The sequence below is a fragment of the Planctomycetia bacterium genome (assembly GCA_016795155.1).
Classification (GTDB): Bacteria; Planctomycetota; Planctomycetia; order Gemmatales; family HRBIN36; genus JAEUIE01.
This window is the reverse complement of the sequence record JAEUIE010000010.1, coordinates 37,096-57,273: the sequence shown is the minus strand read 5'-3', so window position 1 is coordinate 57,273 and position 20,178 is coordinate 37,096. Positions and strand designations below refer to the sequence as shown.

Annotated in this window: 21 protein-coding genes; 9 read left to right on the top strand and 12 right to left on the bottom strand. The window is 52.3% G+C overall.

All coding sequences use genetic code 11. The features are described from left to right. Positions 1–4: 4 nt before the first annotated feature. Positions 5–232, bottom strand: a complete 228-nt coding sequence (locus JNJ77_04890; GenBank protein ID MBL8821903.1) for a hypothetical protein — start codon at positions 230–232, stop codon at positions 5–7. 116 nt (positions 233–348) lie between these two features. Between JNJ77_04890 and JNJ77_04885 the strand changes: the two genes are divergently transcribed. The 3 genes from JNJ77_04885 to JNJ77_04875 all read left to right on the top strand — a co-directional run bounded on the left by JNJ77_04885 (position 349) and on the right by JNJ77_04875 (position 5,107). Further along, positions 349–1,074: a hypothetical protein gene (locus JNJ77_04885; protein ID MBL8821902.1), complete on the top strand. Its 726-nt coding sequence runs from the start codon at positions 349–351 to the stop codon at positions 1,072–1,074. Positions 1,075–1,230: 156 nt separating this feature from the next. Next, positions 1,231–1,449, top strand: coding sequence for a hypothetical protein (locus JNJ77_04880; protein ID MBL8821901.1), 219 nt, complete (start codon positions 1,231–1,233; stop codon positions 1,447–1,449). A 226-nt stretch (positions 1,450–1,675) separates the two neighbouring features. Next, entirely contained in the window at positions 1,676–5,107 is a 3,432-nt protein-coding gene (locus JNJ77_04875) for a protein kinase (protein MBL8821900.1), read from the top strand. Positions 5,108–5,147: 40 nt separating this feature from the next. On the opposite strand, the gene JNJ77_04870 is transcribed toward JNJ77_04875, so the two are convergent. Continuing rightward, positions 5,148–6,191, bottom strand: coding sequence for a DNA polymerase III subunit (locus JNJ77_04870; GenBank protein MBL8821899.1), 1,044 nt, complete (start codon positions 6,189–6,191; stop codon positions 5,148–5,150). Continuing rightward, on the bottom strand, positions 6,163–6,813 hold the full coding sequence (gene tmk, locus JNJ77_04865) for a dTMP kinase (protein MBL8821898.1): 651 nt from the start codon (positions 6,811–6,813) through the stop codon (positions 6,163–6,165). The genes JNJ77_04870 and tmk overlap by 29 nt, the downstream gene beginning before the upstream one ends. 190 nt (positions 6,814–7,003) lie before the next feature. Here tmk and JNJ77_04860 point away from each other — a divergent pair, with 190 nt between their 5' ends. Beyond that, positions 7,004–7,741, top strand: a complete 738-nt coding sequence (locus JNJ77_04860) for a helix-turn-helix transcriptional regulator (protein ID MBL8821897.1) — start codon at positions 7,004–7,006, stop codon at positions 7,739–7,741. Then, complete coding sequence (locus tag JNJ77_04855) at positions 7,734–8,303, top strand: hypothetical protein (protein MBL8821896.1); 570 nt, start codon at positions 7,734–7,736, stop codon at positions 8,301–8,303. Before JNJ77_04860 ends, JNJ77_04855 begins: the two co-directional genes overlap by 8 nt. Before the next feature lie 6 nt (positions 8,304–8,309). On the opposite strand, the gene JNJ77_04850 is transcribed toward JNJ77_04855, so the two are convergent. Beyond that, the gene (locus tag JNJ77_04850) at positions 8,310–8,765 is read right to left on the bottom strand and encodes a hypothetical protein (protein MBL8821895.1); all 456 of its coding nucleotides are present in this window, start codon (positions 8,763–8,765) and stop codon (positions 8,310–8,312) included. A gap of 359 nt (positions 8,766–9,124) precedes the next feature. Between JNJ77_04850 and JNJ77_04845 the strand changes: the two genes are divergently transcribed. Beyond that, the gene (locus JNJ77_04845) at positions 9,125–9,736 is read left to right on the top strand and encodes a hypothetical protein (GenBank protein ID MBL8821894.1); all 612 of its coding nucleotides are present in this window, start codon (positions 9,125–9,127) and stop codon (positions 9,734–9,736) included. Positions 9,737–9,827: 91 nt separating this feature from the next. Here JNJ77_04845 and JNJ77_04840 read toward each other — a convergent pair whose 3' ends face one another. From JNJ77_04840 to JNJ77_04830, 3 genes are all read right to left on the bottom strand, one after another. Further along, positions 9,828–11,993, bottom strand: a complete 2,166-nt coding sequence (locus tag JNJ77_04840; GenBank protein ID MBL8821893.1) for an elongation factor G — start codon at positions 11,991–11,993, stop codon at positions 9,828–9,830. A 5-nt stretch (positions 11,994–11,998) separates the two neighbouring features. Beyond that, on the bottom strand, positions 11,999–12,706 hold the full coding sequence (gene hisA / locus JNJ77_04835; protein MBL8821892.1) for a 1-(5-phosphoribosyl)-5-[(5-phosphoribosylamino)methylideneamino]imidazole-4-carboxamide isomerase: 708 nt from the start codon (positions 12,704–12,706) through the stop codon (positions 11,999–12,001). 112 nt (positions 12,707–12,818) lie between these two features. Beyond that, positions 12,819–13,187, bottom strand: a complete 369-nt coding sequence (locus JNJ77_04830; GenBank protein ID MBL8821891.1) for a hypothetical protein — start codon at positions 13,185–13,187, stop codon at positions 12,819–12,821. Between the two features lie 118 nt (positions 13,188–13,305). On the opposite strand from JNJ77_04830, the gene JNJ77_04825 reads away from it, so the two are divergent. Beyond that, the gene (locus tag JNJ77_04825; protein ID MBL8821890.1) at positions 13,306–14,742 is read left to right on the top strand and encodes a PAS domain-containing protein; all 1,437 of its coding nucleotides are present in this window, start codon (positions 13,306–13,308) and stop codon (positions 14,740–14,742) included. Here the strand turns inward: JNJ77_04825 and ybaK are convergent. Further along, positions 14,665–15,144, bottom strand: a complete 480-nt coding sequence (gene ybaK / locus JNJ77_04820; GenBank protein MBL8821889.1) for a Cys-tRNA(Pro) deacylase — start codon at positions 15,142–15,144, stop codon at positions 14,665–14,667. The genes JNJ77_04825 and ybaK overlap by 78 nt on opposite strands. Before the next feature lie 117 nt (positions 15,145–15,261). Here ybaK and JNJ77_04815 point away from each other — a divergent pair, with 117 nt between their 5' ends. Further along, on the top strand, positions 15,262–16,293 hold the full coding sequence (locus tag JNJ77_04815; protein ID MBL8821888.1) for a hypothetical protein: 1,032 nt from the start codon (positions 15,262–15,264) through the stop codon (positions 16,291–16,293). 316 nt (positions 16,294–16,609) lie between these two features. Here JNJ77_04815 and JNJ77_04810 read toward each other — a convergent pair whose 3' ends face one another. Next, the gene (locus JNJ77_04810) at positions 16,610–17,995 is read right to left on the bottom strand and encodes an MmgE/PrpD family protein (protein ID MBL8821887.1); all 1,386 of its coding nucleotides are present in this window, start codon (positions 17,993–17,995) and stop codon (positions 16,610–16,612) included. A 151-nt stretch (positions 17,996–18,146) separates the two neighbouring features. Between JNJ77_04810 and JNJ77_04805 the strand changes: the two genes are divergently transcribed. Beyond that, entirely contained in the window at positions 18,147–18,683 is a 537-nt protein-coding gene (locus JNJ77_04805) for a dihydrofolate reductase (GenBank protein MBL8821886.1), read from the top strand. 38 nt (positions 18,684–18,721) lie between these two features. Here the strand turns inward: JNJ77_04805 and JNJ77_04800 are convergent, their stop codons facing one another. The 3 genes from JNJ77_04800 to JNJ77_04790 are packed head-to-tail and all read right to left on the bottom strand — an operon-like array spanning position 18,722 to position 20,082. Beyond that, positions 18,722–19,294, bottom strand: a complete 573-nt coding sequence (locus JNJ77_04800) for a hypothetical protein (protein ID MBL8821885.1) — start codon at positions 19,292–19,294, stop codon at positions 18,722–18,724. Between the two features lie 54 nt (positions 19,295–19,348). Continuing rightward, positions 19,349–19,828, bottom strand: a complete 480-nt coding sequence (locus JNJ77_04795; GenBank protein ID MBL8821884.1) for a hypothetical protein — start codon at positions 19,826–19,828, stop codon at positions 19,349–19,351. Positions 19,829–19,863: 35 nt separating this feature from the next. Then, positions 19,864–20,082: a hypothetical protein gene (locus JNJ77_04790; GenBank protein ID MBL8821883.1), complete on the bottom strand. Its 219-nt coding sequence runs from the start codon at positions 20,080–20,082 to the stop codon at positions 19,864–19,866. Positions 20,083–20,178: the final 96 nt, after the last annotated feature.

Here is a 20,178-nt window from a genome sequence, read left to right as displayed (position 1 = left end):
TCTTTCAATCGATTGCCTCTCTTCCCACAGACTGTGCTGCACGGTAATCCCGATAGCTAGACCATTCCCAATCTTCCGGTCGAATGACGAGCTTGCGGCGAATGGGATTCTCGTGGCAATAGTCTATCTTGTCCCAGATCTTGGCATCTGTCCACAGGTTAAACGCGGTAGAGAGTTGCCATGGGATTTCCTGTGACGCTTCGTTTGCCGGGAGATCAGCAAAGGATAGCATGAACCTTCAAAGTTCCGTCCTAGTCAGGTCGAGTACGACCAGACTAGGGCACCCGTGCCTGTATCTGCTACGCGTATTCCTCTTGACGGACTGGCGGTCTGGGGCATGATGTGTGCATGGAACGATGGATCGAACTACTGATTGCAGCCTGCAAGGAAGCATCGCAACATCCTGAAGGCATTGCCCTCTACAAGGTGGGCAAGAATCCCGGGCTGTTCAGCGCTCGCACTGGCCCTGCTGGTGAGGCGGCACAATACGCCCTGCAGGCAGGCTACCTGGAACTGCTCCGCACCGAAAACAAAGCTGAAACCGTCAGGCTCACTTCGCGAGGCGAAGCGTTTCTCCGTGAACATCTCGACCCACGCCCTACTCTGGAAGAATTGTTGTCTCTCCTGCGGAATCATCAGCAATCAATGCCTCGCTGGCTTGCTGAGATCGATGCTCAGTTTGCCTCCTTTCGACTACGCTCATTGAATTTCCTGGAGCAGCAGGGAGCCACTCTCACCGCATTGATCACCCGCACCGAAGCCGTGCTCAGACGACTGGAGCAAGGCAAACTGCCCACGCTCACCGAGGCCCTGGAACCTTGGCAGGTCGAAGTGCTGTTGTTATTGGAAAAGCAAGCCGAACCCATCGAGTTGCCTGCAGTATTTCATGCACTGGAAACGGCAGGCTTCCGCGAACTCACCATACCTGATTTTCAGCACGGGCTATTGCTCTTACGCGACCGTGGTGCGGTTGAACTCATCGCAGAAAGCCAGCACACTGGCCCACTGCTGGAACCTGAGTATGCATTGATCGATGATGGACGTATTTACGTGGCAATACAACGTAGCAAGTAGCTGCTTGATCACGTTGGATATGTTGAATTAGCACTTTGTCTTTAATGCGTGACTTTACGTATTTTCTGGTTTAGTATTTACCAATTAGTGCTTACCAGTGTGTAGCACCATCAAAAAATGGATATCGCTCGCAAACAGTTACATCAGGAACAAGCCATGAAATCAACGGTTTGCTGTACCCAATGCATGAAAGTTCTCAACGTGCCTGATTCCGTTCCTGTCGGCGTCACCGTGAAATGCGCTTACTGCAAAAATCGTTTTGTCATCACTCGAAAAGAAGCACCTCCTGACAGCCTTCCCAGGCGCTTCTGGGAAAACCTGAAAAGCACTATTATCCGTCGTGCTGTAAAAGATGTGGAACAAAAGCCTCAATAAACTCCTTCAGCAGTGAGCAGTCTTCATGTCGTCGAATCACCACTCTCAAGTTCTCTCCCTCATTGCTCTTTGGGAAACAGAGTTGGAACGTGGCAATCACATCACCCCCGAAGTACTTTGCCAGGACCATCCCGAGTTGCTGGAGGAAGTCAAAACGCAACTCGCCAGGCGCAAGACCATCCAGAATACAGACGTTACGAGGTCATTTACGAAGAATCCCACTTCCGTGATGACCCTCTATGGCAACGATGCAGACGAACCCATCGCATTACCCAACATCCCCAACTATCGAACAGAAGCTGTGCTGGGTCGCGGTGGCATGGGAGTGGTGTACCGTGCTGTGCAGGTGCTTCTCAACAGGCCTGTTGCCCTCAAGATGATACTCTCCGGCGAACATGCCAGTTCCGATGAACGATTGCGGTTCCTTGCCGAAGCTGAGACCATTGCAAAATTGCATCATCCGGGCATCGTGCAGATTTACGATTTTGGCACGCATGGCGAACATCCCTACTTCGCCATGGAGTATCTGCCGGATGGCACTCTGGATAAGAAACTGGCTGGATCGCCCTTACCGCCGAACGAAGCAGCAGCACTTGTCAAAAAGCTGGCCGAGGCTTTGCAAGCTGCCCACGACCTGGGCATCGTCCACCGCGATTTGAAACCCGCTAACATTCTGCTTACTCCGGCGGGCGAACCGAAGATCACCGATTTTGGCCTGGCGAAAACAGGCGGCAGCAACCTGACCGCCACCGGCAAGGTCATGGGCACACCCAGCTACATGTCGCCTGAGCAAGCTGAAGGCAAAAAAGACGTTGGCCCGGCAACCGACATCTATGCTCTCGGTGCGATTCTGTATGAATGCCTGGTAGGCCGCCCACCCTTCAAAGCCGCCACCCCGCTGGATACCATTTTGCAGGTGCTCAGTGATGAACCTGTCAGCATCCGACAACTGCAAGCCAAGACTCCCATCGATCTGGAAACGATTTGCCACAAGTGTTTGCAGAAAGAGCCGGGGAAGAGGTATGGGAGTGCGAAAGAGTTGGCGGATGACTTGGGGAGGTATTTACGTGGGGAGCCGATTGCCGCTCGACCGGTTAGTAGTGTAGAACGGGCGATTAAATGGATCAAACGACATCGCATTCTCACGATTTCTTCTATGTCAATAGCAGCAGCTTTGTTGGTGGGCACGGGACTGGCACTCTGGCAGGCTCAACGTGCTAATGAAAAAGCAGAAGAGGCTCTTAGTCACCTTGACCGCATGTCGATCCAAGAGGGCATACGCATTGCTGATGGCGGAGATCCTGGAGCAGCCCTACCCTGGTTTACACGCCCCTTAATACAAGAACGAGGACTGACAGCAGACCGTGCAGCTCCATACTTACAAAGATTGGGAGACTATTTACGGCATTCTGGGATGCGATTGCATTTATCAAATGCTGCTATTGAACAGTTGCCTGCCCTGAACGAACTCAGTCCAGATGGTCGTTGGCGATTAATTCGGAAAGACTCAGAGGTCCGCATTGTAGATGCAGACACTGGTAAATTACGCTTTAAGCCAATCAAAGAAGATAGGCATGTGTGGTATGCAGCATTCAGCCCTGACGGTAAATTGCTTGTAACCGCCAGTTCAAATAATACGGCACAGGTCTGGGATGCAACGACAGGACTACCACGAACTCCACCACTACGCCACGAAAGAGATGTTTATCATGCAGCCTTCAGTCCCGACAACAAAACCGTCGTAACAGCCAGCTATGATAATACAGCAAGGATATGGGATATTAACAACGGTGATCCTTGTACCCCTCCTATGCAACATGATGGTGTGGTAATTCATGCGGAATTCAGCGCAGACGGCAAATCCATCGTAACTTCCAGCCATGATAAAACTTCACGGATATGGAATGCAAAAACTGGTCAGCCACGTTTTCCTCCACTTAAACATGGAGGTCCGTTAAAATGCGCAACATTCAGTCCTGACTGTAACATACTTGTCACTGCATGTAATGATATGACTGCTAGAATATGGGATGCAACGACAGGACTACCACGAACTCCACCACTACGCCACGAAAGAGAGGTTTTACACGCTTCGATCAGTCCTGATAGCCGTCTCGTGATCACTTCAAGTGGCGACAAGACTGTTAGAGTATGGGATGCATTAACTGGGCAATTGCGTTCCCCTCCATTACGACATGAAGGTGCAGTACGACGTGCGACATTCAGTCCAAATGGTCGAACCATCACCACCATTAGTGACGACAAGAATTATTATGATGATGGTTTCCGCACAGACATCACCACCAAAGATATGGTTGTACGAGCATGGGACATCGGTGCATTTCAGTCAAGTTCAAAGCTTTTGCGACACAATCATAACGTGCACTATGCAATATTCAGCCCTGATGGTCGGAAAATTGCTACTGCAAGTGATGATAAAACAGCACGGATATGGGATTCCATTTCTGGTGAGGCACTAACCCCACCTCTGCAGCATGATAGTAGCGTTTATCGAATTGCATTTAGCCCTGATGGAAGTGCAATAGCTACAGCTTGCCTTGATAAAACAGGACGAGTATGGGATACCGCTACGGGAAAGCAGCGTACCCCGGTGTTACAACATAAACTTGAGGTTTGGAGCGTAGCATTTAGTCCAGATGGTAGATTCGTAGTCACTGCTAGCCGCGATGAAACTGTTCAAGTCTGGGACGCTTACACAGGTCAGCCACGTTTCGAACCATTAAAACATGGTAAGAAGTTTGCTAGTACTGGTTATGTTAATCACGTATCAATAAGTCCGGATAGCCGTAGCATTATTTCTTGCAGTGATGATTGGACTGCGCAGATTTGGGATTCGTCTACTGGCAAACCAAGTACACCACCTTTGAAACACGACAGTCAAGTGCGGCATGCGGTATTTAGTCCGAATGGACGATTTGTTGCCACCGCTAGCGCGGATAAAAGTGTGAAGGTATGGGATGCAACGACGGGTCAGCCTGTTTATTCCCCAATTTTCCATGCACAGTCTGTTAATGTCGTAGCGTTTAGTCCAGATGGTAAGTCTATTGTTACTGCAAGCGATGATCATACTGCTCGAATATGGGATTATGCCACAGGTCTACCACTTACTCCACCCATGGTACACGAAAATGATGTAAATCATGTTAACTTTAGTGCAGATGGTCGGTCTGTTGTTACTGCAAGCAGTGATAAGACAGCTAGAGTTTGGGATGTGGCTACTGGCTTCCCTCGAACGCCACCACTCCAACACCCCGGTGCAGTAATGAATGCAGATTTTAGTCCGGATGGAAAGTCGTTAGTAACTTCAAGTTATACTTTACATGCACGAGTTTGGGATATTTCCCATTGGTATGTGTTACCGATTGATGCAATAGACATTTCAACTCTTTATTCTGGTTATAGCCTTGATAGACTTGGTGGAAAAAAAACTCTGACAAGCGTCGAATATCAAACACTTTATGGTCGTCTCACAAAGAAATATCCTGAATTGTTCGGGATTTCTTCTTCTGCTGCTCGTCATTGGCGTGAGAACCAAATACGTCAGTGCTTGAAAGAAGGCAACCTTCCCGCGGCTCTCTTTCATCAGAACTGGCTTCTCGCGGAAGCAGTACTTGAAGCATCAAAACAGAAGAAATAATGGAAGTTGATCATCAGCCGACGAAGTGTAGATGCAATCCCTACCGCATATACCGCCCCAACTTGTCCGCGAACGCTTCTAGCAGCAACGCCAACTGAAATCGGCGATCGATGTGGTATTCCGCTTCCAGACACGCTTCGATAAGTTGCGGAACCGCTTCGATGTTGGTGAGTGTCGCCAGACGTTGCACCGCAGCCTGGTGCGGGCCGGTCTGGGCTTGTCCGGTTTCCGCCTGCAGCAATGCTGCTTGCAGCAGTTGAACAATGAACTCGATGGCAAAGTGGGCCCGTTGCCTCTTAATAGCGCCTTCCTTGGAACCCTCGGCAAACTTCACCAGCATGATTCCGAGGGCCACGCTGGCAAACTTGGGCGACTGAAATGCCTTGGCAATCTCGCCCGTGATCGCCTGCATCTCCGGATCTTTCAGCAGTTGAGCTTTCGATAAGGAACCCTGCGACAAGCGATAAAGTGTCTGAGCCTCGGCTGGCTTCTCCACAATCCCTGCAGCTTGAGCCGCTGCCTGGAAATCAGCCTCGGAAAGTGGCTGAAAGCTGATCACCTGGCAACGCGACAGAATCGTAGGCAATTGCCTTTCAGGAGCGGTGCCCAGCAGAATGAGCAACGACTCCGGCGGCGGCTCCTCCAGTGTCTTCAGAAAACTGTTGGCAGACTCTTCGTTGAACACATCCGCATCATCAATGATGGCAATACGCCTGCTCCCTTCGCGCGTGGGCTTCAAGCTCAGCGACTGGATCAGTTCCAGCATCACCGCAATGGGGAATTCCTGCTTGTCTTCCGGCAGGCCGGTTACATGCAGATCGGGATAGGTGTCTGCCTTAATCTGAACACATGCCGGGCACTCGCCACACGGTTCCATGGTTGCGTAGTTCTGATCATCTGGATTTCGCAACCTGTTTGCCAGGTTTTCGCACAGCAGCGATTGAGCCAGGGTGAGGGCAAACCGTTTCTTGCCAATGCCTTCCGGACCGGTGAACAGGTAGCTGTGCCCGAGCCGATCGCGCTGATAAGCGCGCAGCAAAGCGTCGCGCTGTGCATCATGTCCGTAGATGCCGGCCCAGGGCATGGCTGATCTCCTTTCGTATCTGTTGCTGTACTGCTTCCACACTGGCATCCGCTTGGATGATGCGATGATGCTCCGGATCGAGACGGGCTTCTTCGAGAAACCCGGCACGCACTTTTTCGAGATACGCCCTGCCCTTGTCTTCCATCCTGTCATCGGGGCCAGACTTGCGAGCCAGGGCTGCATCCACTGGCATGTCGAAAATCAATGTCAGATCAGGCAGCGTGTTACTGGTAGCTGTACGACCCAGTTCCCAACACAAAGCCGGATCGAGTTCACCCGCATAGCCCTGATACACCACCGTGGAGAGAACAAAGCGATCACACACCACGATGTCACCACGATCCAGTGCAGGCCGGATGATTTCCGACACGAGTTGGCACCGGCTGGCCATGTAGAGAAACGTTTCAGTCAGAGGCGACAGGTGCCCGGTGCTCCGATCCAGTAGCAGATGCCGAATGCGATCACCCCCCGGCGTTCCCCCCGGATCGCGGCAGTTCGTCACCCGATGATTCTGCTCACGGAGCCATTGCGTCACCAACTGTATCTGCGTACTTTTGCCTGCACCATCGACACCATCGAAGGAGAGGAAGAAACCAGACTTGGAATGCACTTCCGTTGCCATGTTCCCTCACTCTACAGGTGCAGGCGGGGTGGAGCAATGTGGCGATTATTAACCCTTCTGATAAGCCTACCGATCAAAAGGCTTTTGTTTCAGATCCAACGTAAAATATCTATAAGTAATATTGTAATACTAATAGTAATATATTATTATCATTGGTAATAATCATCGGGGAGGATTCGCTTTCGCTGCAATTCAAAGAACTCGCGTGGAATGGAAGAGTCTGAGCGTTCATCTCAAGAATCGACGCATTGCGCTTGGATTAAGCCAAGGTGCGTTGGCTCAAGCCTGTGGGATCAAGCAGAGTTATCTTTCGCATATCGAACTGGGCAAGCGAAAGCCAACGCTGGATCAATTGGCAGCTTTCGCTGAACGACTCGATGTTCCCTTACAGTGGTTCATCAACGGGAAAGTACAACCAGGGTATGCTCCAGAGGATATTGCTCTCGAACTACGTGCGTTGGGTATATCTGATCTGCTGGCGAGTAAAGTGAAAGTACCGGGAGCCTTTCGCACGCCAGAAGAAGTTCTGATCTTGTCCCTGCGTGGCGATGAGGTTGATCCACGAGTGCTGGAGGCTGTTCCATTTATCCTGGTAAACCGGAAATGGGATCGGTGGTTGCTCTATGCATATGCCCGGAAGTATGATGCGCGTGCGCTAGTGCGTCTTGGCTGGTTGATAGATATCGCGTTCATCATCCGAGAGAAGTTGCCTCATCAAGTCGATCCTGTATCCGACAGTGTACTTGAATGGATCAGGAAGCAGGCATGGGACAAACGCAGCAAGCACACGGACGGCATGGGATTTCCGACTGAGAAACCGGCATCATTGCCTGCCGTACATCGGCGCTGGAAAATCAGTTACGCCACAACCCTGTCAGGTTTCATCGAGCGGGCAAAAGCACTGGGAGAGGCAGGACGATATGGCTGAAATGAAAGCAGTAATCAGTGACTTTCTACAGGCTCTCGATGATCATCTGGCAGGCCAGATTCAACCAGGTGATCATCTTGATCTATACCAGTTGGGTGGGGCTGTGTTGGTAATGCACTACGAGTCTCTTCGCGTCACTAAGGATTTCGATGTCGTTGACTTGCCGAAGTCACCGTTGATGCAAAACGCACTGGCAGCATTTGGGAAGGAAACCCGAAATGCCAGGGAACTGGGATTGTACCTGGACGCAGTAAACCCCAGCCTTCCACCACTTCCGAGCGGATACCAGGGAAGAAGCGAAGAGATAAAGGGGAACTGGAAAGTTATCCGGCTATGGAGACTTGATCCATATGATCTGATCATCTCCAAAATAAGAGTATTCCGAACGTGGGATCAAGCAGACATCAGGCACCTGTTGAATGAACTGGAAATACGCGGCCAACCTTTGAACCCTGTCCTGTTGCGAGAACGATTTGAAAGTGCGTTTCTCTGGTACACGGAAGGCGATTCGTATCGCGACGATGCGATGGAAAACCTCGAACGAGTAATGAAAGAGATGTAGAGAATACTACTCGGAACCTATCTCTTTTCTTGAAACTGAAATTACCCGGTATGCCGAGTAATGAATGCAAGTCGCAATTGCAAAAAATGCCATGATCATGCCCGTATGCCCCAACACTGCTTCTGGCGGCCTCCCGCCGGGGGGCAGGCCTTGCTGTGGCGCTATTGGCTTAACGAAGAAATAACTGAATATGGCATATCCAAAGAACAGGTACATTAGCAAACGCATCCAACTTGGGCATCCGCGTAGAGCAACTTGCCAATTCCCTTTTTGTTCTTTAGTCAACCATCCCATCGCTAATATTGCTGGTATCCAGACACCAACGAGCATCCAGGGAAATAACCAGCGTGAAAATGGACCAAGTGGATCGGCCCAACCAACCAGCAAAAAGCAATACTTTGTCAGGCTCATGACCAGTCCAATGAAAGAAATGAGCGTGAACATCAATAGTAGATGATGCATGTTCTTGCCTCACTATTCTTCAAAGGTCGAAATATCTTCTGGGGTGAATGAAGTTTGATAACCCTCTGGAGAAGATGCAGTCATTGTAATCGTTTTGAGAAAAGATGCTCAATATCTCAAGGTATCCACCCTGGTTCCGACAAACCAAGCCTTCGTGACAAGCATGCAAGTCGTAAGTTGATTCTGGCTTTATGCAATCCAACTCAATCCTACTGTTCGTCCAAGAAAATGTTCCCCTGTACACTATATAAGTATACACCTATCTGCTACACTCCCGGATATGCACGATGCGTCTTCTTTCCCACGCCAGGTCCAATCGATTTGGATATAAGGGGCTGGCATTGCTCACGAGGTTTACCATGTCCGCAGTTCGCCGCTGGTCTGGCGCCATGCTCGATAAGGCCCGGGCCTACCAATTGGCTACTGAACTCGCCAAGCTTTGTGCCTGTCATTATCCGTTTTTGCAAAACGACATTCAGCGCATTCTCGAACGCTTGCAGCCTTTGCGCTTAAGCCCCTGTGGCAGGCATCTGCGAGCGTGGGGTCGCGATTACCTTTTCTCTGATGATGAATCGCATCATATCAGGCATCTGGTGGAACAATATCGGCAAGGCAGTCGCATGGTGCCGCTGGAACTCGATGCGTTTGCCAGCCATGCCATCCGCCAGGATGGCATTCTGCGTACCGATGACAAGGGTATGTACTGGCTGGAAGAACCGGCTGATGAGAAGAACAAACCAGCGCTCGTGATTTTTCCCACCCGGCAACGAGTCAGTAAGCGTCAACGACTCAGCAAGGAAGCGATGGTCCTGGCTGCATTGGCAGATCACCCCGACTGGTCAGATGAACAGATTGCCGAGCTGGCAGGTTGCATCCGCTCCAGCCTTTACCGCATGCCCCGGTTTGTGATGGCCCGGCAAGCACTCTATAGGGCTCGTGAAGACTATCCGCGGATGTCGGAGGCGATGTGACATCAAAGTAAGCCCGCAAAAGCAACTGTGCGGTGAATTGGCACGGTTAGCGTGAGTACACGCAAACCGTGGCACCCGACCCGCATGATTTTTATTCATCATCCTCATGATGAATCTTGCCGGCCTTGGCGACGATCTGTTGCTGCACGTTGCCGGGCACCTGGTCGTAATGGCTGAACTCCATCGAGTACGACCCCTGCCCCTGTGTGATACTTCCCAGTTGGGCAGCGTAACGCATCACTTCCGCCAGCGGTGCTTTCGCCCGAATGACCTGCAGGTCGCCAGGTAAGGTATCCTGATCTTCCACACGGGCTCGCTTGGTGTTCAGATCGCCCAGGATAGCGCCGACAAACCGGCTCGGCGCCGTGACTTCCAGGCTCACAATCGGTTCGAGCAACACCGCATGGGCATTCAGGATGCCATTCTTGAAGGCAATACGGCCAGCTGTCTTGAAGGCAGCTTCGGAACTGTCCACCGGATGATCTTTGCCGAAATGGATTTCCACCGCGATATCCTGCATGCGGTTCCCTGCCAGGGCGCCACGTTCCAGCACTTCCTGGCAGCCTTTGTAGATAGCCGGCAAGAACTGGTTGGGAATGGTGCCACCCACAATCGAATCGATGAAGGCAAAGTTATGAGCAGGATCGTAGCGGCTATGATCTTCCCGGTAATGGGGAAACTTAGCCTTGTTCATGAACTCCTTCTTGCACTGCTCTTCCGAGGTGATTTCTCGTGGCAAGGGATAAACGCGCAGGTGCACTTCGCCAAACTGGCCGCGTCCGCCAGATTGTTTCTTGTGCTTGTGGTTGCCCTCGCCATTGCGGGTGACGGTTTCGCGGTAGGCCACCTTCGGCTCATGCGTGATGATTTCGAGATTGAACCGAGACTTGAGCCGATGCTGAATCACATCCAGATGCAGCGGACTCATGCCACTGACCACCAGTTCATGCGTGGCAGGATCGCGATGCGATTTGAACGTCGGGTCTTCCTCGGTCATCTTGGCCAGCGATTGGGAAATCTTCTGCTCGTCGCCCCGGTTCTTGGGTTCCACGGCGAGGCTGAACATGGGCGTGGGGAAATGTGGATGAGGCATCTTGCCTACATGGGAACTGGTGCCGAGCGTATCACCCACATGCAGGTCTTCCATTTTGGCCAGAGCGACAATGTCACCTGCTACCGCTTCGGTCATGGGCTTGGTGGTTTTGCCCTGGACGAGAAACATGCCGCCGCCTCGCACCTGCTTGCCGGTGCGGGCATTGTAGAAATGCGTATCCGTCGTTATTTTTCCAGCAAACAGCCGCATGAAGCTGAGTGAACCAACATACTTGTCATTGATGACTTTGAAGATTTGGCCGATAGCCGGGCCTTCTTCCTTAATTTTGAGTTCATGCTCATGAACACCGGCCTTGGGCTTCTCTTCATCCTCGTCATCTTCAATCTGATGATGCGGCCCCTGAGCCGGGTTCACACCATACTTGGCAATGTCATCCATCAGGTCGTGCATGCCAATGTCCTTCTTGGCAGACACGCAGAACATGGGGACAATGGTGCCGGCATGCATGGCCTTAGGCAACGCAGGCAGCACATCTTCATTCTTCAGATCGCCCTCGGCAAGATACTTTTCCATCAGTCCTTCATCAGCATCGATGATGGCTTCAACAATCTGCGTGCGGGCCTTATTGAGATCAATCGGGCACCCTTCCACCTTGTTGCCATGCGGATCGAGGATTTCCACTACACCACGGAATGCCGGTCCCATTTCGATGGGTGCATTGAACAGCACGCACCCTTTGCCGAACGATTCGCGAATGTTATCCACCAGCGACTGGAAATCGACATTTTCCACATCGAGCTTGTTGATGACAATGAACCGGCACAGATCGAGCTTGCCTGCTTCATGGAAGAGCTTGCGGGTGTTAGGCTCCACGCCACGGGTGGCATTGATGACGATCAAGGCGTTTTCGACAGCGTGCAGGCCGCACAAAGCCTGGCCGACAAAATCGGGGTAGCCTGGCGTATCGATCATGTTGATGAACTTGCCCAGGTCTTCAAAATGGAGCACGGTACTGTCGATGGAGAACTTGCGGCGTTTGGCTTCTTCATCGTAATCGGAGAAACTGGTGCCTTCGTCTACCGAACCACGTCGATCCACTGCCTTTGCCTGATGGAGCAAGCCGTCGGCCAGCGTGGTCTTTCCCGCACCGGCATGCCCCACCAGCGCAATGTTGCGAACGTCTTCCATATGATGTCTGGCCATGATGATTACTCCGAGAGGATTTGAGGGAGAGTAATGGATTTTTCGTAAAGTGCCCGGCCGATGATGCAGCCCGCCAGGTTCATATTGCGCAGGCGGTAGACATCGTCTGCCGTCGTCACGCCACCCGATGCAATCAGCGGCAGTGGCGTGGCGTGCGACATCTCGGCAAGCGCTTCAATATTGGGGCCGGCCATCATGCCGTCTTTGGCGATGTCGGTGTAGATGATGCCAGCCAATGGTAATGATGCGACGTCCATCGCCAGTTCGATGGCTTTGATCGAGGAAACTTCGAGCCAGCCTTCGGTAGCGACCAGTCCGTTTTTGGCATCGATACCGAGAAGAATGCGCTGAGGATACCGCCGGGCCATCTGTGCCAGCCAGGCCGGGTCTTTGCAGGCTTGAGAACCCAGGATGGCACGTTCGATGCCTAGTTCAAAGATGGTGTTCAGATCATTTTCTGTTCGCAAACCACCCCCCACTTGCAAGGGGATTGTGACTGCTTTGCGAATAGACTCTAGTGCCTGCAGATTTGCTGGCTTGCCCGCCTTGGCGCCATCGAGATCAACCAGGTGCAATGCCTTGGCACCCTGGCTTTGCCAATGCAGGGCCATCTGGCCGGGGTCGTTGCCGTAAACGGTTTCCTGCTGAAAATCGCCTTGCCTGAGCCGAACACACTGGCCTGCACGGAGATCGATAGCAGGGTAGATAATCAAGGGGATAATCCTGTTGCGTCATTCCATGGTGCAAAGTCTCTTGTACCCGATTGTGATGGTCTTGTGAAGCAGGTAGTTGAAGATTTGGGGAGAAGAAGTACCCACTTCTCTGCTATTCAAAGCTGAGCTTCTCGACTTTCACTAAGTTCCAGTTTTCACTATCGTGTATCCAGTGAATGGTAAACGAATAACTCGTTTTTTGTTTTGCTTTGTCAACTGATGGTAGTTTGTATTCCCACGTATCATCAATTCGGATATGTGGTTCACCGATTTTTATTGTTACTTCTTCTGGGGTTTTTCCTATTAGCATGGATTCTAAATCCGAACGTAGATACGGAGTGACTGGTATACTACTGAGGATAAGTGGGGCATGGCGGGTAGACCACGCCCTGGTCTTTGGTGGTACCTTGACAGGTTTAGTCAGATCTTCAGAGGAACAGCCTGCTGCTATGATTATCGACAAAAACAAATATCGAAGCATGGCTAGATGCCTATCTGGTAATCTGCTCTCCAAACACATATTAACATATCACCTCTACTTGTCTAAAAGAGGCATGAAGTTTACTGGCAGATAAAAACACGTCACTTAGAATACCCTCATGCTCCGTTCCCGACTGTTTCTGAAGATCTTCCTGTCGTACGGCCTGCTCCTCTCAGCACTGCTGCTCGCCTCGGCGGCGCTCAAGCAGGCCCTGGCAGAAGCTGAATCGCCTCTGCTGCAATCGCCCTGGTTCCTCGCAGGCATCCTTATCGCCATTGCCCTGGTGGTCAGTTATCTCATTGCCCGCATGATGATGGCTCCGCTGGTACGCCTGGCTGCCGCTGCCAAGGCACTTACCAAGATTCAGGAGCCTGCCAACTCTTCCACCCGCGATGAAATCCGCACTCTCGCCCAGGTGATCGATACTCTGCAGGATGAACTGCAACAACACCTGACCCGGCATGGTCAGGAACGTGACCTCTCACGCACCGTGCTTCGCTCGATGATCGAAAGCGTCATCGTCATCAACCCGGATGAAAAAGTGCAGTTCATCAACGAAGCTGCCTGCAAACTGTTTAAGCTGCAACCCAATGCTGTCGTCGGACGCAAACTGTGGGAAGTCATCAGACAACGAAACATCGTGGAAACGGCGGAAGCTATCCTGAAAGATGAACCGGACCCCAACCAGGGACAGGTTTTCGATCTGCCTTCCGACCGCAAGGTGCGTATGCAGGCGATGAAATTGACCCGCAATCAGCGCAGCGGCGCGGTGCTGGTGCTGCACGATGTCACCGATATGCACCGCCTGGAACGGATGCGGCAGGACTTTTTCTCCAACGTTTCACACGAACTGAAAACACCACTCGCTGCCATGCAGGCCACCGTGGAGACGCTGCTTGATGGCGCCTTGCATGACCCCAAGCACAATGTGAACTTCCTGGCACGTATTAACGAGAATGTAGATCGTCTCAATCGACTGGTAAACGATCTACTGGAACTGTCCCGCATTGAAACTGGTCAGCAGAGCATTGAATTGACTGCGACTCCGCTCATCCCCGCACTCGAAGCCTGCATCCAGCGGTTTGAACATCGCACGCAAGCCCGTCGCCAGCAACTCATCCTCGCTGAAGGCAGCCAGCCTGTCGAAGCCCTGGCAGATGATCTCGCGCTCGATCAGATTCTCGATAACCTGGTTGACAACGCCATCAAGTACACGCCGGAAGAAGGCACCATCACCTTAAAAGCCTCCAAGGTGCCAGGCTACGCCCGGTTTGAGATCAAGGACAACGGGTTCGGCATTGCCGAGAAAGACCTGCCTCGCATTTTTGAACGTTTCTTCCGTGCGGATCGTGCCCGCGACCGCCAAGACCCCGGCACCGGACTAGGGCTCAGCATTGTCAAACACCTGGTGCAAGCCCAGGGTGGCACCATCGAAGTGCAGAGCCAGTTGGGGCAAGGCAGCAGCTTCCTGGTGTCGTTACCCCTGGCTGACGACCGCGAGCGGAACCACGCTGGCGGCAGTAAGACGTATCAGATCGTCGGCAGCCAGTTTTAACTGCATGCCTCGCTTCCCGGCACTCACATAAATTGTTTCTACCAGGATCACCGCTTCGTCGATGAACGTCATCAGTTTCTTGCGACCACCGAGCGGACTGATACCACCGATGACATAGCCGGTTGTCTTCTCCGCCAGCGTGGAATCGGCCAAGTCAGCTTTCCGTGTGCCAAACGCATGGGCCAGCTTTTTCAGATCGACTTTGTCCTGAACACTCAGCAAAGCTATCGCCAAGGTGCCAGTGTCGCTTTTGACGACCAGCGTTTTGAACATGCTTGCTGGATCAACCTGCAATTTGCCTGCTGCTTCCAGACCGTACTCCATGCATGCATCATCATGTTCGTAGGTCAGCACCTGGAAAGGCACACCTGCTTGTTCCAGCAACTTGATCGCAGGGGTCATGGTGATTCCAATCGTGAGGCTGCACCACCGGGAAACGTAGCTGTCTGTTCCATTTAGCATCTTGTGACCGGCATTCTGCTGTTGTAGTCTGTACACACTACATCCGTGAGTACCATCATGACTAGTACCGAAAATACTACCTTAGCCATTAAAGGCCCGCATGCCCGCCGCCGGTTTCTTAAACACCTGGCTCAGTTTCAACAACTGCTGCAGGAAGCCGATGCCCTGAATCAGGATGTTTCCCCTGCTCAGATTCTCTTTCAGAGCAACACTCGTGCTCCCATGTTCATGCTGCAGGGGTTGGCTCGAGTATACGGCAAGCTCGATCTGGATGACAAACTGTTTGCCCGCATCAGACTCGAATCGAAGATTGTAGAAGACGCCCTGGGGCTTATTGATTTCTGGACTGCATTGACCAAACAGTACCAAGCATGGTCATTGCCTGCAGGAGTAGCCCAACTGGCACGGGAGCGGACCATTGATGCCACCGGCCGGGCCTGGGCCTGGATTCAATCGCAGGATTGGATTGCCTGCCGATATCACGATGGCAACGATCTGCTGCCTGTCAAATTCGCCAAAAAACTCAAAGCCGTTGATTGGCTTTCACCCGCCAAGGAAGCTAAAGCACTGCGCAAATGGCTCATGAAGGATTTGAAGTCGCTGCATCATACCATTCTGGAACTCGACCTGACCCATATTGAAGATGGGTTGCATGAAGCCCGGCGGGAAGTACGCTGGATCAGCATTTATTTCGGTGCGATGGAAGGAGCCTTCGTTCTCGATAAGGAAGCTGCCCCGCCGGATGATTGGGAACGCTACCTCACGCCTGCCATCATCAACAATCCCTTTAATCAGTTGCCTGAACCGGAAGCGGATGATGTGCCCATCATTATCCCAGCACCGCTGCTCTATGCATTGAGCTACCTCATTGAACAACTGGGCATCATCAAAGACAGCGCTCAGTGGACCGAAACGGTCAGGCACCTGCTGCATCTGACGGGTGAGAAGCCAAGCCGATCCTTGCCCGAATTAATGGGGGATCATTACCTGGAACCGGAGAAAGCCACCGAACGGGGCGCAGCCTTGATTGAACAAGTCATCGTGCATGATGAATTGCTGCTCAAGTTGGCGGATGCCATAGGGGTGTGAGCAAATGGAAATGATTCTCGTTTTCTCTCCTTTCCTCTGGTGAGAGAGTGTTTCCTTTTCTTAGACGCTCTCGGATAAGCATGCATGCTGCCCGGCTCCAAAGGAGCCACCGATGTTAGCCAGGCCCGGAAGGGCCTGGTGGCGAGTTGAGAAATTATCTCAAGCTCCAACGGAGCGCTCGTATCGAGAAGAGAAGTACTCCAAGGCTCGAACGCTCCGTTGGAGCTTTCCATATCGCGTTCTTGAAACCAGGCCCTTCCGGGCCTGGCTAAAACCGAAGGCTCTTTCAGAGCAAAAGGGCATATCTATGCTCGAGTTACGCAAACCAACCGATCATCGTTTTCGCAGCGCCGGCGCCAAGCGTATCCATTGCCAGCGTGTTCTTCACGATCGCTGCAACTTTCGTTTCACCAAACTTGGCCAGTGCACAGGCTCGGAACTTCTTTTCCACCTGGGCATCGGTCATTTTGTTCAAGGCATGTCCGGGTGGATTCACCACTTCCAGCACATGTGTCTTGCCATCGCGCATCGTCACGGTCAACTTGTTGGGAATACTCTTGGGATAACGTGCGTTGGCAGAGGCATCGCGATGCAGTTTCACCTTGTTGGTCAGTTCAATCAGTGGAGCATTCTTTAGGTGAGCATCATCGAAGCTGTCCAGACCCACATCGCCTTCAATCAACGCCACTGCGACACAGTAAGGCATGGAATGATCTGCCGTCTCGCGTGTGGTGGGACGATACTTCTCCGGATCTTTGCCGATGATATCGACCGCAGCATCGAACGTGTGAATGTCAATCTTTTCGACGTTCTTCCAGTCGCCCACCTGCGGACGCAGTTGCAAGATCGCATCGACCGCTGACTGGGCATGATATTCCACCGGCCAGTACTTGATGTACGTGTGGCTGATCATGAAGTCGTCATCGTTCTTGGATGGGCCGTTTTCTGCGCCCATCGGAGCAACTTCAAAAGTCTCGCGGGTCAGCAGTTTCATGAACCCTAGTTCGCCTTCAAAGATGGGAGCGGGGCCAGTCATGCCTTCGTTGGCCAGAAGTGCTGCAAACACTCCCTGCTTGGCGGCATTGGCAAAGGCACAGCCTTTCCACATGCTCATTTCACCGGCGCGAGTTTGTCGCAAGGCGGCATTACACACTCCTGCGATACCTACCGCATGCGTGGTCTTGGTTTCATCCAGCTTAAGCAGTTTGCAGGCAGCCAGGCACGATGAAATAGCGCCATACGTGACATGATCGATCCCATACTTCCGCAAGCTGCTGGCATCGCACAATCGGCACTGGATTTCATACGCCAGCACTGCTGCAACCAGCATCTCCTTGCCGGTCGCGTTGACCATTTCACCGACGCTGAGCACCGCAGCCAGGTTATCGCTGGGGTGTGCCGGTTCCTTGCTCAGGTAGGTATCGTTGAAATCGAGGTAACGAATGAGCAGTCCGTTGACGAAGGTGGCCCATTCAATGCTGCTGGTGCCACCGCCGAGCAGGCTGGCACCGGGTGTACTGCTCATGTGCCCTGCAACTTTTTTAGCGATGTGATATGCATCAGCAGGCATGGCACCCACTGCGGTAGCAAAACTGTCAAGAAAACGACGCTTGGCTTCATGCAGTACGCCAGCAGGGATGTGATCATACTGAAGCTTGCAGGCATACTGAGCAAACCGACGCGCCAGGGGTAACGATGACATGGAGAATGATCCTTGGAATTAAATGCGGCTGACGAAGAAAGGATACGGACGATGCCGCTCTGCTGCCAGCGTAAGATCTGTCTAGATTACTTTCTGTTTGTGATGTCGCAGTGCGACGATTAGGATGTCACTGTCAATTGAAGGATGTACCATGCGCAAAATCACCTTTGGCGGGGCTATCAGTCTTGATAACTACCTCGCTCGGCTCGACGATGGCGTGGACTGGCTGCAGTGGAGCGATGAAGCTGCGGAGATCATGGGCGATTACTGGTCCACCATCGATACCGTGCTCATGGGCCGCAAGACGTATGAAGTGGCTCTGCGTAAAGGGCCGCAAGGCAGCATGCCAGGCATCACAGGTTACGTCTTCTCGCGGACACTGACATCACTCCCCGACAAGAATGCGGTGCTGGTGCGTGAGAATGCCGCTGAGGTAGTGCGGGAGATGAAGTCGGGCAAGGGCAAAGACATTTGCCTGATGGGTGGCGGCTCGCTGGCGAAAACTCTGTTTGAAGCCAATCTCATCGATGAGATCGGCTTCAACATCCATCCCGTTCTGCTGGGCAGTGGCATCCCCGTGTATCACATCATGAATTGCGAGACTAAACTGGAACTCATGAAATGCAAGCCATTCAAGAATGGCTGCGTGTACGTGCAGTACCAGGTGAAACCGAAACTTAACAAATAACCCAAACCGTGATGCGCCGCCACGGGTGCAGTGACACGTTACACGGACAATTCCTGCTCATTGACTGACACACTGCTGCAAACAACATAGCAGTCATTTAGTAATACGACGCGATACTTACCGCGAGGACTGTGTCGATGAATAATTGAGTAACGCAAGCTATCTCCAACAACTCGTGCGTACTCTTCGATGACTCGGCGCGGTCCTTCAGCTAAAAGCCCATAGCCCGTCCGAAGCAAGCCTGAACTGGCGTACCAATAATCCGACAATTTACGCCAACCACCAAACAACGCTTCATGCGCCTCGTAAAGCTGTCCGAGCAGCGATTGTGGTTCGGATAACGCGGAGGAAAAGAACATCGAGACGCTCTCGTCATTATGTTGCCAGAGCAACGGGTGCTCGTCAACGATGTGCAAGTATTCACACGTCGAGGGCGTAGCGTTAGCTTCCGCAACATCCTGAAAGATTAACTCGAATCGTCGGCGACGCTCTTGGCCGCACCAGTCGTCACATTCAAAGATGATGCGGTATGTCTTGCCATCGTTGCTGACTGTAACGATGTGCCCATCCAAGTCTTCGTAGACCGACTCACTCAGTTCGTCGAATGACATTGTCTGGCTTTCGAACGTCTTCTATTCCGCAAGATAACACTTCTTCACTCTTTACTACTTCACCGGCGGTACTGGCGGCTTCACTTCCGGTTCGCTGATCTGGCCGACAACGGCCTGCTGCACGCGAAGCTGACGATAGACTTCATTGAGCTTCTGGAAAATCTGGTTGGTCTTGGTCGCATTCTGCTCGGTACCTGCCACCTTCAACTGGTCTGCCGCTTCATTGAACTCTTTGGTCAGCGAGGCGAGTTTCACCTTCTGTTCTTCGGTCGCATTGGGCAATGGAAGCTTGGTCAGGTACGTACCCGTTTCCTTGATGGCGATTGCAGCCATCTCAACATCTTTCCAGCGGTCACTGTAATAGAATTCGTGAGCAGCATTGATCTGCGATTTGCCTCGCTGCATCAGCTCGGCAAACGTGGGAACCACATCGGGAGCCAGCGGGGTGAGTGAGGCTTTCTCCGCAGACTGGCAGCCAGCCAGGCAGAGAATGAACAATGTGACAACGCGGGAAGAATGGCGGGTGCGAACCATGATCAGTGCCTTGCATCAGCCCGGCACTGGTTGCATTACTTGACTGCAGCAGCGACAGGCTCGAGGTAACGGGAATCAGACGTGGTCGCATACAGATCACGCGGGCGCTTCCGTTCCGCATCCGTGCACAACAGCGGATCGTCCGACCGACGAGGCGGGGCAGAAGACCAGGAAGGCGCCTTCAGCGACTGACACCCGACGATGACTGAACACAGCAATCCCGCACTGATCAGCAGATATCGTGGTGGTCGCATGGCAGGCCCCCTGAGTCATTCCACCACAGAGGCGGAATCATGGTCCTACCCAACCATGCCATATTGTGACGCATCGGGTAAGGAAAAGTCCATAGC

Coding starts and splice junctions, on each gene's coding strand:
- JNJ77_04890 (MBL8821903.1), bottom strand. CDS start 232: ATGCTATCCTTTGCTGATCTCCCGGCAAACGAAGCGTCACAGGAAATC.
- JNJ77_04815 (MBL8821888.1), top strand. CDS start 15,262: ATGACTAGTACCGAAAATACTACCTTAGCCATTAAAGGCCCGCATGCC.
- JNJ77_04850 (MBL8821895.1), bottom strand. CDS start 8,765: ATGCATCATCTACTATTGATGTTCACGCTCATTTCTTTCATTGGACTG.
- JNJ77_04825 (MBL8821890.1), top strand. CDS start 13,306: ATGCTCCGTTCCCGACTGTTTCTGAAGATCTTCCTGTCGTACGGCCTG.
- JNJ77_04800 (MBL8821885.1), bottom strand. CDS start 19,294: ATGTCATTCGACGAACTGAGTGAGTCGGTCTACGAAGACTTGGATGGG.
- JNJ77_04855 (MBL8821896.1), top strand. CDS start 7,734: ATGGCTGAAATGAAAGCAGTAATCAGTGACTTTCTACAGGCTCTCGAT.
- JNJ77_04790 (MBL8821883.1), bottom strand. CDS start 20,082: ATGCGACCACCACGATATCTGCTGATCAGTGCGGGATTGCTGTGTTCA.
- JNJ77_04830 (MBL8821891.1), bottom strand. CDS start 13,187: ATGCTTCGATATTTGTTTTTGTCGATAATCATAGCAGCAGGCTGTTCC.
- ybaK (MBL8821889.1), bottom strand. CDS start 15,144: ATGACCCCTGCGATCAAGTTGCTGGAACAAGCAGGTGTGCCTTTCCAG.
- tmk (MBL8821898.1), bottom strand. CDS start 6,813: ATGGCAACGGAAGTGCATTCCAAGTCTGGTTTCTTCCTCTCCTTCGAT.
- JNJ77_04885 (MBL8821902.1), top strand. CDS start 349: ATGGAACGATGGATCGAACTACTGATTGCAGCCTGCAAGGAAGCATCG.
- JNJ77_04870 (MBL8821899.1), bottom strand. CDS start 6,191: ATGCCCTGGGCCGGCATCTACGGACATGATGCACAGCGCGACGCTTTG.
- JNJ77_04880 (MBL8821901.1), top strand. CDS start 1,231: ATGAAATCAACGGTTTGCTGTACCCAATGCATGAAAGTTCTCAACGTG.
- JNJ77_04795 (MBL8821884.1), bottom strand. CDS start 19,828: ATGGTTCGCACCCGCCATTCTTCCCGCGTTGTCACATTGTTCATTCTC.
- JNJ77_04840 (MBL8821893.1), bottom strand. CDS start 11,993: ATGGCCAGACATCATATGGAAGACGTTCGCAACATTGCGCTGGTGGGG.
- JNJ77_04810 (MBL8821887.1), bottom strand. CDS start 17,995: ATGTCATCGTTACCCCTGGCGCGTCGGTTTGCTCAGTATGCCTGCAAG.
- JNJ77_04845 (MBL8821894.1), top strand. CDS start 9,125: ATGTCCGCAGTTCGCCGCTGGTCTGGCGCCATGCTCGATAAGGCCCGG.
- JNJ77_04805 (MBL8821886.1), top strand. CDS start 18,147: ATGCGCAAAATCACCTTTGGCGGGGCTATCAGTCTTGATAACTACCTC.